The organism is Methyloceanibacter stevinii (assembly GCF_001723355.1).
GTDB lineage: Bacteria > Pseudomonadota > Alphaproteobacteria > Rhizobiales > Methyloligellaceae > Methyloceanibacter > Methyloceanibacter stevinii.
In genome coordinates this window covers 199,065-211,476 of sequence record NZ_LPWE01000011.1, presented here as the reverse complement: position 1 = coordinate 211,476, position 12,412 = coordinate 199,065, and the positions used below count along the sequence as shown (strand labels likewise).

Sequence of the window (12,412 nt, the reverse complement as noted above, 5' to 3'; positions counted from 1 at the left end):
GTCGTCGTCCCCCGGCCTGCGGGCTGGGCTGTGGGCAGTGGAAGCACCGGCATCGGGCCGGTGCGCCATGATGGAGGCAACCCATGCCCAAACCCAAAACACAAAGTCCAAAGCTCAACGACACGCAGCTCGTGGTCTTGAGTGCCGCCGCACAACGCGAGGATCACGCGCTCTTGCCCTTCCCGCAAAGCCTACGTGTGAAAGGCTCCGCCCTCGACAAAGTCATCATGCCCCTACTCAAACGAAGTCTGATCGAAGAGCGCCGTGTTTCCGACGGCGCCCTTGAGTGGCGACGCGACGAGGACAGTCGCGCCTACGGCCTTTTCCTCGCGACAGCTGGGCTTGTTGCACTCGGAATTGATGAGACCGAGAAGAACCAACGCGCGACGGCGGGCGCCCCTGACAAAGGCAAAGCAGAGGCCGCATGCCCGCGTCGCAACGTGAAGAAGGCGTCATCGGCAGCGCTCAAGAAGCGCTCTGCGTCTCCACAAAGCAAACAGGCTCTCGTGATCACGATGCTACGCAGGAAGTCGGGCGCCACCATCGATGACATCGTCGCCGAGACTGGCTGGCAGCCGCATTCAGTGCGCGGTTTCCTTTCAGGCGTCGTGAAGAAAAAGCTCGGGCTGCCGCTCGTCTCCGAGGTCGGCAAGAATGGCGTGCGACGCTATCGCATCGCCGCGGCGAAATCCCATAAGGCTTAGAGCCATGTCGGGAACTACATCCGCTCGCCCGCGCCGAAAGCGGCGCGAGCCGGTATCCGTTGAAGTCGAGACGGATCTTGCCACTCGGGTTCGCGCCCTGCCGAACTCCCCGAGGACTGAACTCGAAGCGGAATGGCGTCGACTGTGGAGTCCCACGGTACCACGCCACGCCAACCGCGCCTTCCTCGTCCGCGCGGTGGCCTTCGGGCTCCAGGCGGAAGTCTATGGAGGACTCGATGCCGAGACGCTGAGACTGCTCAGGAACGTCGCACAAGCGAATGGCAAGCCGTCACGACCGCGAACTCGCCGCCAGCTCACAAAATGGTTTGGTAGGCTTGTCGAGAAGCAGAATCTTCGGCTCCATGGCCATCACGGTGGGAGGCAACACAGCTCAAAAAACCGACCATCCCGTCATGTCAGCCAGCATCGCCGCTGCCCGGGTTCCAGCCTCAGAATTTCCGTAGCCGTTCAGTCCCGGGGACCAAATTCCAATGGAGGCCTTACGGGGCGCTATCAAAAGGATGCCACCGCCGACACCACTTTTTCCGGGAAGCCCCACTTTGAAGGCAAATTCTCCCGAGGCGTCGTAGTGTCCGCAGGTCAACATCAGCGCGTTGGTGCGTCTTGCATGGGCCCGCGAAATGGTGGGCGGCGCGCATTTGAGATCTGCAAGCACGCGGCCCGACATCGCCAGTTGCTCCGTCGTCATCTCAATCGCGCATTGATGGAAATACGTCCCCAGCGTCAGGTCCGGGTCGTTCACCAGGTTTCCGTGAGATGCGAGATAGTGCGCCAGCGCCTTGTTGCGCTCCGCGGTTCGCTTTTCCGACTGCGCCACGCGGTCATTGATATAGATGTCGTCCGTTCCCGCCATCGTGCGGACCAGGCCGAGAATTTCGGCAAGCGCCTGCCGGGGTTCACGCCCGGCAAGAAGCGCGTCCGTCGTCACGATGGCGCCGGCATTGACAAATGGGTTCGAGGGCCGGCCGTGGTCGGTTTCCAACAGCATTATGGAGTCGAATGCGACTTTGGTCGGCTCGCGTCCCACGCGTGTCCAGAGCGCATCTCCAATGCGGCCCAATGTGGCCGTCAGGGCGAAAACCTTGGATATGCTTTGAATCGAGAACGGGCGTTGCGCCAATCCCGCTGAGTGGCATTGACCATCCGGGGTTACGGCGCTGATCGCGAACTGCTCTCGATCGACGCTCGCGAGTTCCGGGATGTATTGCGCCGGCAGGCCCCAGTCTGCCTCTTCATGAATTCGGTCGTGGATTTGATCCAAGATCTGGCCAAGTCGGCGCATTTCAACTCCCCATAAGGCTCCGCATCGGAAGACATAGGTACTGCGGGCCAAGAAGCGGCCCCTTGAGATTTGTGACTTTCCCAAGGGGCCCGAGGTTGGAGGAGGAAGAGCGGCTTTTTATGTCAGTAGACCGCTATTGCGTGGAAGATGAAGACCACGAAGAAGGCGGCGCCTAATGTGAGATAGGGCAGTATCCCGCAGCGTTTCTCGATGACGTCCCCTGCTTCACCGTGAGCAAGCATCATGTCCCGATACATCTGCTCCGGAAATTCGCCCTTATCCTGAATGTAATGGCGGTAACAGAAGACGGGGATGATGGCGGCGGCCACCAGTAGCCCGACCGTCAACGTGCCCGCGCCCCAGATGTTCGCTCCCATGCCCAGAAAGGCGAGGTTGACGAACCCGAGAACCGCGCCCGTCGCGAGCAGCCAATTCGGACAGCGGAAGGGGCGGTTCGCATTCGGGCTATCGAGACGATGCATCCAGCCCGACTGGAGATTGAGGAAGATGAAGACCATGTAGTTCACGTTGGCCAGCGCCAGCAGGAACACGTAGTCCGACATCATCAGCAGCAGCATGTTGAAGCAAAGGTCGGTCCACATCGCCGCGACTGGCGCGCCGTTGTGGTTGACCCGCGAGAGGTAGCGGGGCAGCCAACCATCGACCGAGCCTTGGTAGAGCGTGCGCGACGATCCGGCCATGGCCGACATGACGACAAGCAACAACGCCAGGATCAGCATGACTACGATGACGTTGCCGATCACCGCACCGCCGCCGACCATGCGGGCCATCACCGCCCCCACGCCGTCGCCGTTGTAGATGCCCGGCTCAAGCATACCGTCGAGCCCGAGGAAGCCCTGAAAGGCAATAGGAACAAGTGAAAACACGACCAGGCACAGAACACCCGCGTAGCCGATCGCACGCACGGTATCGTGCGCCGGGTTCTTGAACTCGCGCGTGTAGCAGACTGCCGTCTCGAAGGCGTATGTCGACCAGCCCGCGATGAACAACCCGCCGGCGAAAATAGTCCACCCCGCCATATTCCAAGAGCCGGGAATCGCATTTCCATCCGCGTCATACGCGAGGGGCACGAACGGCGTGAAGTGGTCCTTGGGCAGATCGCCGGAGATCAGCGGGGTCAATCCGATCAGCAGCAACGGGAAAAGCGCCACTATCGCGACGATCATCTGCGCGCGAGCGGCCCTGAGAATCCCGCGATGCTGAATCGAGAACACCGTCAGCACCAGGATGAAACCCAAGATGAAGGTCGAGTTGATGCGAAGGGAAAGGTCCTCCTTGATGAAATCGAGGTTCACCAAGGTGATCTGCCAAGTGTTGATGGCGGCATCCGCATCAAACAACAGATTGAGGATATAGCCGGCCGCCAGGCCCGTGCCGATGGCCAGCACTGGCGTCCAGGAGAACCAGTTCGACCAGACGGAAATGGGCCCGAGCAACTTGCCGTAGCGCACCCAGGCAATCGCGCCGTAGACCGAGGCGCGCCCGACTTGTGCGGAAAGAGCCCTGCGATTTCGGCATAAGTGAAGCATTGCAGGAAGCCGATGAAGGTCGAAATGATCCAGACCAACGGCGAAATGTTTCCCACCGTCGCTGCGATGGCCCCCACTGTGAACAGTACCAAGGCCGGCGTGCCGGCCGCGAACCAGAATGCGTGTTTCCAGTCAATGTCGCGCCTTAGGCTCTCCCCCGCAGCGCCTTCTTTCTCGACTGCTTGTTCCATTGATAGCGTCTCTCCCGGATTGGCTTTCTTGTCGTTTGGTCGCTTTTCGCCACCTTTCTTTGTCGTGTGATCACAGGGGACTAGAAATTTATTAATCTGTCAATTAATTAATGCCTGGAACGGGCTTGATGCGCGGTGTCTCGACAGGTTTCAGCCCGCGCAACCCTGAAGCCACGAGAGATTGGTGTGCTCCTTTGCCGTCTGCTGGGTCTGATCACCGGTCTGCACGGACGCCGCGGCATCCGGTTGCCATCACGGATGAAGCGACCGGCCGGAGGCATTGATCTGGACGTCAGGAGGACATTGGCGGTGCCGGAGGGCGGTGCGTGCCACCCCCGCACCTATTCTGACATGAGGTCGAAAATTGCATCATCGAGAAACGGCAGAAAGCCAGGGTCCGGCGCAGAAGGCGTCGCCGCACAATGCCCCCAATGCGAAAAGAACGGCCGGAATTCGGCGTTCGGTATCAAGCTCGCTTCCCGGCTGGCCTGGGTCTCCGCAAAGTACATGTCGGTTGTTGCCGGCATGACGATCATGCGCGCCTTTATGGCGTTGAGCGCGGTGGGCAAATCGCCGTGATACCGACCGTTGACGCTGATATCCGCGTGCTGCCACGTCCATACCTTGCACAGAAGATCGTTGGCATCCCAGCTCAGGTGATCGCGCTCCCAGTCCTGAAGCAAATCTTCGGAGGTCTCGAAACCCAATGGGCGGTAGAGCCGCCGGTTGAAGAATTCTCTGGAATAGGCCCAGCCGGCATAGGCTCGACCGAATGCGCGCAGCCCCCGGGCCGGCGGGGCCGAGTAGTTGCCGCCTGCCCAATCGCCATCGGCCGTCAGAGCGGCTTTCACCCCTTCAAGAAAGACATGGTTGTGAGTACTACACATGGCCGTGGCGCAGAACGGGAGTGCGCGGGCTACGAAATCGGGAAATTGTGCGGCCCATTCGAAGGCCTGACAGCCTCCCATCGACCAACCGATCACGAGCGCGACTCGTTCCACCTGGAAGAGCTTATCGACCAGGGCACGCTGCAGCCGCACGTTGTCGTGGATCGTGAAGTTCGGGAACGCGGCGCCCGCGTCCGGGCCGGTCGTGTTGCTCGGAGAGGACGAGTCCGAATTCCCAATCAGCGAAGGAACGAGGATGCAGTGAATGTTGGGATCCAGCGCGCGTCCCTGACCGAAGTATGGCTCATTGCACGATTGCCGCCCCGTAAAATAAGTCGGAAAGATCACAAGGTTGTCGCGCGCCGCGTTGAGCTCTCCATAGATGGCATAGGAAAGCCGGACCTCGTCGACGGTTCGTCCCGACTGGAGTCTTACATCGCGCTCTATATGAATTGGCATGCTATACCTCTCCATCCCCAGGGGGATCGGGAACAATCGATCGAAAAGCCCGAACCTCCAGCACCGCATCGCGCGGTTGCCATTCGTCTCGCTGGACTCGCACGGAACCAATCATCGAAAGATGCCTGGTTCTTGGTTCCTTTCCGTTGGCCGGCGGGATATGCCGTAGAAGCTCTCTGAACCTGGCGGACCAGTCGTTGGGCCTGGCTCGCGGGACCGGCCGTCTTTTCAGGAACTGACTTGGAATGGAAATTGGATCATGAGGAAAGTTGGCCGACCCCGGCAGCTTGGCGCGGCTCGCGACACGGCGGAAGCGTTGAAGAAAAGCGCACTCGATCTTCTGTCGCGCAACAGCTACCGATCCGTCACGATCAAGGATATCGGCCGTGAGGCCGGCCTGACGACGGCGATGATCTACTATCATTTCGAGGACAAGAACGACCTTCTGCGGGCAACGATCGAGTACGCGATCGAGACCGCCCTTACACGGTTCCAACGCGTCAGCGAAAATGTCGAGCATCCTGTAGCGCTTATTCATGAGTGGCTCTACATGCATGTCGGACTGCACTCGGAAATTGGGAAGGTCCTCAAACTGATCATCGACTACAACCACTCCGACGTGCAGACCGAGCGGATCGACGAGACCGTTCAGCGCTTCTACGGAACCGAGCGCGACGTGCTGATGGATTGCGTCCAACGGGGCCGCGACATGGGAATCTTCTCAGACGGAAAGCCTGAAGAGATCAGCGTTCTCGTTTCGACTTTTCTCGATGGTGCCGTCCTGCGAAGCCAGATCCTTGGCGAATACGATATCCAGGCATCTGTCGCAGTCTTTGAGCGGGTCCTATGGTCCGCTCTCGGATTTAGCGGCACCATCGAGTAGGTCGTGTTCGTAGCGGAGAGCTTACCGGGCTCTCTCCTGGAACAGGATCAATAGAACTCCATGTACCGCCGGATCTCCCAGTCCGACACGTGGTTCAGATAGCTCAGCCACTCCTCCCGTTTGAAGTCGAGCCAAGCATCGAACATCTTTTCTCCGAACACGTTGCGGCCCAATGGATCCGTTTCGAAAGCGTCCAAGGCTTCTTCCAGCGTGCGGGGAAGCGTCTTTACGCCCAGTTGCTCCAGTTCCTCGGGCGCCTTTTCGTACATGTTTTCCATGTGCGGCGCTCCGGGATCGAGTCCTTCGCGAATTCCTTCCAGGCCCGCGGCGATCGTCAACGCGGCTCCCAGATAGGGGTTACACATGGGATCCACCAGCCTGAGCTCCACGCGTCCGCCGCCGCCGGGAATTCTGACCGTGTTGGTGCGGTTGTTGTCGCCGTAGCACTGGAAAACCGGCGCCCAGGTGAAGCCCGAATTGCTACCCTTCAGGATGAGGCGCTTGTAGCTGTTGACGGTCGGCGCGGTCACCGCGCTGATCGCAGGAAGATGGCGCAACAGGCCGGCGACGTAGTGGTAGCCGATTTCCGACAGGTCGCACCCACGCGGATCGGCGCCATCGGGAACGCAAAGATTCTTCCCCGTCGCAGCGTCTGCGATCGACATGTTGAAATGCGCCCCGCTGCCCGCGTAGCTACCGAACGGCTTTGGCATGAAGGTCGCGAAACCACCATGCTTCCGCGCGATCGCATCGGCCATGCGCCGGAAGAATACGAAGCGGTCGGCCATGGTGAGTACATCGGCATAGGCGAAATCGATCTCGAACTGGCCGATGCCATCCTCATGGTCGAAGGAGTAAACGTCCCAACCGAGCGCGTTCATCGAGTCGACGAGTTCAGACAACCAGCCCATGTTCTCGAGAAGGCGCGGAACATCGTAGGCTGGCTTTTGCAGATTGTGGCGCTGGCTAACCGGGAGCACGTCACCTTCGTCGTTCTTACGGAACACGAAGAACTCCGCCTCCATTCCGAGGTTGATCGTGTAGCCCATGGATTTCGCTTCGGCGATCACGCGCTTGAGAATGTTGCGGCTGCAGGGCTCAAAGGGCTGCCCCTCGCACCAAAGGTCGCTGGCGAACCACGCCACATCGGGCTGCCACGGTTGCACAATGCAGGAGTTCGGATCCGGATACGCGGCGACCTCCTCGTCACTGATGATTTGCGGTACGCCGTCGAGCGCCGCGCCGGTGCAAAGCTCGGAACCCGACATCATCCGCTCCAGATGAGAAATGGGGACCGCCTTGGTCTTCGACGCGCCATGCATATCCACATAGCTGGGAAGCAGGTACTTCACGCCTTTTTCCTGAAGCTCTCTTTTGAGCGCCTGGTGATCACTCTGTGACGTCATCTCGTTCACCCTGGGTTCTCCCGTTGTGTTGTGTGTTATGATCCTCCATTAATTAATCAGTTGATTAATTTCTGTTGTCAACTACTTTGTCGCGTTGGGGGGCAGCCCCTTGGACGTGCCGCACCGGGTCTGAGACGCGGCGCGTCCGAGCTATTTTGAGAAAGTGTTGTGCCGCTTTGCAGCCGTGAAATCCGTGTCCCGCGTCGCCCTAGGAGCACCTCTTGCCACCCCGACGAATTGCCGGGCTCTTCCTTCAGTGTTAGGGCTTGGCAAAGGCAGATGTTATTGCTGAACGTTCCGTTGCCACGTGTCCAAGCGTTTGCCGACGGTCCTGTCGGCACTACGGCGTCGTTAGACTCTTGTCCTGGAGGCTGATCACCCGTCGCTCGGTCCGGTCGACCTGCGGCAAGGCTGACGCTTTGAACTCCCATGACAACTGTCTATGAGATTGAGCACCTCTACCAAGCGGACGGCTGGCTTTCGCCTGGCTACGTCGAAGTCGGCGGCGACGGAATTATCGTTCGCGTTTCAAGCGAATACACCGGTGACCACAACGCCGTCCGGCTGGCCGGCTTCGGCGTCCCCGGTTTGCAGAACCTCCACTCTCACGCTTTCCAGCGTGCACTCGTCGGTCGAACGGAGTTCGTCGGGCATGGTAGGGCCGAAGACAACCTATGGAACTGGCGCGAGGAGATGTACCGCTTGGTGGATCGCCTCACGCCCGACGACGTCGAAGCGATCGCGGCGCTCGTCTATCTGGAAATGCTGCAGTTCGGCACGACCACCCTCTGCGAGTTTCAATATCTCCACCATCAGCCCGGCGGAGGCTTCTATGAAAACCCCGCCGAAATGTCAGAACGTCTGATCGCGACCGCCGAGCGCATAGGTCTGCGGCTGACGCTGCTGCCCGTGCTCTACGGGCATGGAGGGATCGGCGTTCCGCCGCAAGGCGCGCAGTTACGATTTGTCCATTCGGTGGATGACTATCTAACGCTCGTCCAAACGCTACGCCTCAGGTGCAGCAGTCGTCCGTGGCTCCGCATCGGCCTCGCCCTACATTCGTTGCGAGCGGTCACACCGGACGAAGCGCTGACGGCCGTGGAGAGCATGAACACCATGGACGCGGACGCGAACATCCACATTCACGTCTCTGAGACAGTCAAGGAGGTCGCCGACGTCGAAAATGCCTTGGGCGCGCGCCCTGTGGAATGGCTGCTCGACAATGTCGATCTCAATCACAAATGGTGTCTGGTACACGCGACCCACCTCGATGCGTCCGAACTTGCAAAAGCCGCAAAAAGTGGCGCCGTCGTAGGCCTTTGCCCACTTACCGAAGCCATGCTCGGCGATGGCCTCTTCCAACTTGTGGAGTACCACGACGCGCATGGCAGCTGGGGCATCGGCACAGACAGCCAGTGCTCCACTTCCATCGCCGAGGAACTAAGGGTTCTCGAATGCGGCAAAAGGCTGGAACTCCGCCGCCGAAACGTGATCGCCCGGTCGGTTGATGGGCAGAAGGCGCACTCTGGACGCATCTTGTTCGACAGCGCTCTTGCCGGCGGCGCACGCGCTTCGGGTCAGGGCGCCGTCGCGTTGGCGCCGGGAGAGTTCGCCGACCTCGTTCTGCTCGACCCTCATTGCAACACCCTTCTGGGACACGGTCCGGAGACGGTGCTCGACGCGTGGATTTTAGGTGGCACGCACAATCCCGTACGGGACGTCATGGTCGCAGGCAGGTGGATCATCCACGATGGGCGGCATGCAGAAGAGGCCGCCATTCGTGCCAACTACCGGACAGTCATTGAACGCGTTGCGTGATCAGCCCGATTGCGGCCCCTCACCCACACAGTCTCTTTCCCGGCAGTGGGTCAGGACCAAGACATCGCGGCATGCCTTGCCCGCTTGGTCGAGCGGCGCTATCGGAGCCACGCTGTAAAAGACTCGGCGATCGTTAAGAAACACGGTGTCGAGCGGATCGGTGACCGTGAACTCTCCAAGCGGCCGGCCCTCGGGATCGAAGATTTGCATGATTCTACTCGTCACGTTGGTTCGATCGATCAGCATCACACAGACCCAATCGACGCCGTCGCGGTGTGCGCCTTCGGGCGTCCGCGCGCCCAACTCTTTCGACGTCGCCTCGATCCGGAACTGGTGCATCTCGATATGCCAGAACGATGCGGCGGCGTCCGCAGGCGACGCCCTATCGAATACCGCCGTGCAACAGCGAAGCAGGCCTTGCGCGACTACATTAGCGGTCACCGCATCGTCGACCGGCATGAGCCAACGCTCGATGCCACCGTTCAGCTGGTTGTAGTCGCGGCTCTGAACATGCGGCTGGTGCGCTTTGCGGGTGACGACATCGCCAGCGGCGAGGACGCCGAACCGCCTGCGGCGATAGCGGCCGCCACCCGCCATGTACAGATTGATCCCAAGATCGGCTCCCGCCACCGGCATCTAGGTGCCAAATTGCGGTGTTTGTTGAGGAACCGCCAAGAGGGAGCCGCCCATGAGCGAAATTACCACGATCGGAGTTGATCTCGCGAAGAACGTCTTTCAGGTCCATGGCATTGATGCATCGGGCCAGGTTGTCGTGCGCCGGCAGCTGAGACGAAGCCAAGTTGTGCCGTTCTTCGAGAAGCAAGCAGCATGCGTTGTAGGTTGGAGGCTTGCGCCACCGCGCATCACTGGGCGCGAGAGATTGCGAAGCTCGGGCACGCGCCCGGCTGATGCCAGCCAGATATGTGAAGCCCTACGTCAAGCGGAACAAGAACGATGCGGTGCACGCGGAGGCGATCTGCGAGGCGGTGACGCGGCCGACGATGCGCCTTGTTGCCGTCAAGACGGAAGAGCAGCAGGCGGTGCTGATGCTGCATCGCACCCGGCAGCTGTTCGTGCGTCAGCATACGACCCTGATCAATGCGATCCGAGCTCACATGGCCGAGTTTGGCATTGTCGCCGGTGTCGGCCGCAACGGCGTGGAGAGGCTCCTTCGGCTCATCGATGACGGGTCCGACGAGCGGGTGCCTCCTGTGGCGCGGGAATGCCTTCAAGCGTTGCGGGCCCAGCTCTTGCTGGTCAAACGGCAGATCCTGGAGGCTGACAGGCGCATCCTCGCCTGGCACCGCTCGAATGAACTGAGCCGTCGCCTGGAGACCATCCCCGGCGTTGGGCCGCTGATCGCGACGGCCCTGGTTGCCAGCATCCCCGATCCCCATGCCTTCGGCTCGGCACGCGATGTCCCGGCATGGATTGGGCTTGTGCCCAGACAAAACTCCACGGGCGGCAAGGAGCGGCTGGGAAGCATCTCCAAGGCAGGCAACCGCTATCTGCGCTCGTTGCTCGTGGTCGGGGCTTTATCGGTGATCCGACGGGCCAAGCAGATCGGCTACACGCGGCGGGTCTGGCTCGCCGAACTGATGGCGCGCCGGCCAGTCAAGGTTGCCGCGATTGCCTTGGCCAACAAGATCGCCCGCATTGCCTGGGCGCTGATGCTCAGCGGCACGCGCTACAGGGAGCCGTCCACACATGGCACCAAGCCGACGTGGCCAGAATTTTGCTGAGTTCTGGTTGCGTCGGAACAAGACGTCACGGGACGCGTAGAGCAGGCTGGTCCTCTCAAATCGAGAGGAGATTGGTCACTGCAAACCATCAAAAATCGTGTTCGTCTGCCGTTTCGTGGGCTAACTGTTCAACTCCGCTAGCCGCCAATATCCGCGTCAAGTGGGATAGCCAGCATCGCTCGGAGCGCCGATGCTGGTTTCACAAGGTCGCTCAGGGTGTACTCATCCAAAACATCTAGGAACGCCCTCCGCGCGCGTTCCAAAGCCCGCCGCAGGACGCAGCCTGGCGAAATCGCACAACCCGCGTCGACAGGCTCGAGGCACATGACGATCGCAAAGTCGGGCTCGGTGTAGCGAACGACGTCGCCAAGTCCGATTTCTGTGCTGGCCTTTGCGAGCCGCAAACCCCCATGACGCCCGCGGACCGTTTCGATGTAACCGCCGACGCCCAGCTGATGGGTGACTTTCATAAGGTGGTTCTTCGACACGCCATAGCTGTCGGCAACCTCTTCGATGGTCGTCAAGCCATCGCCCTTGAGCGCCAAGTACATCAAGAGCCGTAACGCATAGTCCGTGTAGACGGTCAGGCGCATGTGGTCTCCTTATCCAGTCCATAAAGATGCATTTAACGTATTGCTTTTCAGCATCGCTCGAGTAACATGCATACAAAATACATCTTTGAACGGATCTGGGTCAAATGGATAAGGCCGGAGGCATTGGCGGCGACGCTCGGAAACCCCGCGTAACAGCGGAGGAGGTTGCCCGCCTCGTGGACGGGTTCTACGCGAAGGTGCGCAGAGACCCTCAACTCGAATACGTCATCGACAGTGCGATCGTCGGCGATTGGGCCGGCCACCTGGCCAGAATGCGCGCCTTCTGGGCTGCCGCGATTTCGCCCCAAGGCGACAAGTACGAGACGCTCGTCGGGGCGCATCTGCGCTTCGACGGCATGGATCGGAGGTTGCTAACGCGTTGGATCGCGCTCTTCGATGAGACCTGCAGTGAGCTGTTCGACGAGCCGTTGGCCGCAGCGTTCAGCATGAAGGCGACGCGTATCGCCGAGAGGCTGAGAGGAGCGCTCGCTCAGGAGCGTGGCGGATCTCTGCCGCGGAGTATGCCATGACCTATGTCGTCACGGACAACTGCATCAGGTGTAAATACATGGACTGCGTGGAGGTGTGCCCGGTCGATTGCTTCTACGAAGGCGAAAACATGCTCGTCATTCATCCTGACGAATGCATCGATTGTGGAGTCTGCGAGCCAGAGTGTCCTGCCGAAGCCATCTTCCCCGACACGGGCGCGAATCTCGAAAGCTGGCTCGATCTGAACGCGAAGTACGCGGAACTGTGGCCGAACATCGCCGTGAAGCGCGAGCCGCCCGTCGACGCCGCCGCCTTCGACGGCGTTCCCAATAAGCTCGAGCCGTTTTTTTCGCCTAACCCGGGTCTGGGCGACCATGCTGACCACGA

At 60.2% G+C, this 12,412-nt stretch carries 10 protein-coding genes and 4 pseudogenes; 7 read left to right on the top strand and 7 right to left on the bottom strand.

Annotated elements, in window-relative coordinates:
- Window positions 1-137 precede the first annotated feature (137 nt).
- A complete protein-coding gene (locus AUC70_RS07730) occupies window positions 138-704 on the top strand; it encodes a DUF3489 domain-containing protein (protein ID WP_244505548.1) in 567 nt (188 codons plus the stop codon).
- Window positions 655-1,008, top strand: a pseudogene (locus AUC70_RS18825) (DUF2924 domain-containing protein); the annotation flags it as partial. The gene AUC70_RS07730 and the pseudogene AUC70_RS18825, both read left to right, overlap by 50 nt.
- A gap of 87 nt (window positions 1,009-1,095) precedes the next feature.
- On the opposite strand, the gene AUC70_RS07725 reads toward AUC70_RS18825, so the two are convergent.
- The 4 genes and pseudogenes from AUC70_RS07725 to AUC70_RS07715 all read right to left on the bottom strand — a co-directional run bounded on the left by AUC70_RS07725 (window position 1,096) and on the right by AUC70_RS07715 (window position 5,130).
- The gene (locus tag AUC70_RS07725) at window positions 1,096-2,007 is read right to left on the bottom strand and encodes a glutaminase (protein ID WP_069444313.1); all 912 of its coding nucleotides are present in this window, start codon (window positions 2,005-2,007) and stop codon (window positions 1,096-1,098) included.
- Between the two features lie 122 nt (window positions 2,008-2,129).
- The gene (locus AUC70_RS07720; RefSeq protein ID WP_425283586.1) at window positions 2,130-3,479 is read right to left on the bottom strand and encodes a trimethylamine N-oxide permease; all 1,350 of its coding nucleotides are present in this window, start codon (window positions 3,477-3,479) and stop codon (window positions 2,130-2,132) included.
- Between the two features lie 92 nt (window positions 3,480-3,571).
- Window positions 3,572-3,748 (bottom strand): annotated as a pseudogene (locus tag AUC70_RS18980) (hypothetical protein); the annotation flags it as partial.
- 341 nt (window positions 3,749-4,089) lie between these two features.
- Window positions 4,090-5,130, bottom strand: coding sequence for an alpha/beta fold hydrolase (locus AUC70_RS07715; protein ID WP_206599330.1), 1,041 nt, complete (start codon window positions 5,128-5,130; stop codon window positions 4,090-4,092).
- 223 nt (window positions 5,131-5,353) lie between these two features.
- Between AUC70_RS07715 and AUC70_RS07710 the strand changes: the two genes are divergently transcribed.
- Window positions 5,354-5,977: a TetR/AcrR family transcriptional regulator gene (locus tag AUC70_RS07710; protein ID WP_069444312.1), complete on the top strand. Its 624-nt coding sequence runs from the start codon at window positions 5,354-5,356 to the stop codon at window positions 5,975-5,977.
- A 47-nt stretch (window positions 5,978-6,024) separates the two neighbouring features.
- Here AUC70_RS07710 and glnT read toward each other — a convergent pair whose 3' ends face one another.
- A complete protein-coding gene (glnT, locus tag AUC70_RS07705) occupies window positions 6,025-7,383 on the bottom strand; it encodes a type III glutamate--ammonia ligase (RefSeq protein WP_069444619.1) in 1,359 nt (452 codons plus the stop codon).
- A 429-nt stretch (window positions 7,384-7,812) separates the two neighbouring features.
- On the opposite strand from glnT, the gene AUC70_RS07700 reads away from it, so the two are divergent.
- Window positions 7,813-9,201, top strand: a complete 1,389-nt coding sequence (locus AUC70_RS07700) for a formimidoylglutamate deiminase (RefSeq protein WP_069444311.1) — start codon at window positions 7,813-7,815, stop codon at window positions 9,199-9,201.
- On the opposite strand, the gene AUC70_RS07695 is transcribed toward AUC70_RS07700, so the two are convergent.
- Window positions 9,202-9,831 carry a 2OG-Fe dioxygenase family protein gene (locus AUC70_RS07695; protein ID WP_158007399.1) on the bottom strand — a complete coding sequence of 210 codons (630 nt, stop codon included), beginning with the start codon at window positions 9,829-9,831 and terminating at the stop codon, window positions 9,202-9,204. It abuts the gene before it with no gap.
- A 58-nt stretch (window positions 9,832-9,889) separates the two neighbouring features.
- On the opposite strand from AUC70_RS07695, the pseudogene AUC70_RS07690 reads away from it, so the two are divergent.
- Window positions 9,890-10,943: pseudogene (locus AUC70_RS07690) on the top strand (IS110 family RNA-guided transposase).
- A gap of 137 nt (window positions 10,944-11,080) precedes the next feature.
- Here AUC70_RS07690 and AUC70_RS07685 read toward each other — a convergent pair.
- Window positions 11,081-11,536, bottom strand: coding sequence for an Rrf2 family transcriptional regulator (locus AUC70_RS07685; protein ID WP_069444309.1), 456 nt, complete (start codon window positions 11,534-11,536; stop codon window positions 11,081-11,083).
- 104 nt (window positions 11,537-11,640) lie between these two features.
- Between AUC70_RS07685 and AUC70_RS07680 the strand changes: the two genes are divergently transcribed.
- On the top strand, window positions 11,641-12,066 hold the full coding sequence (locus tag AUC70_RS07680) for a group III truncated hemoglobin (RefSeq protein WP_069444308.1): 426 nt from the start codon (window positions 11,641-11,643) through the stop codon (window positions 12,064-12,066).
- Window positions 12,063-12,398, top strand: a pseudogene (fdxA, locus tag AUC70_RS07675) (ferredoxin FdxA); the annotation flags it as partial. The gene AUC70_RS07680 and the pseudogene fdxA, both read left to right, overlap by 4 nt.
- Between the last annotated feature and the right edge of the window lie 14 nt (window positions 12,399-12,412).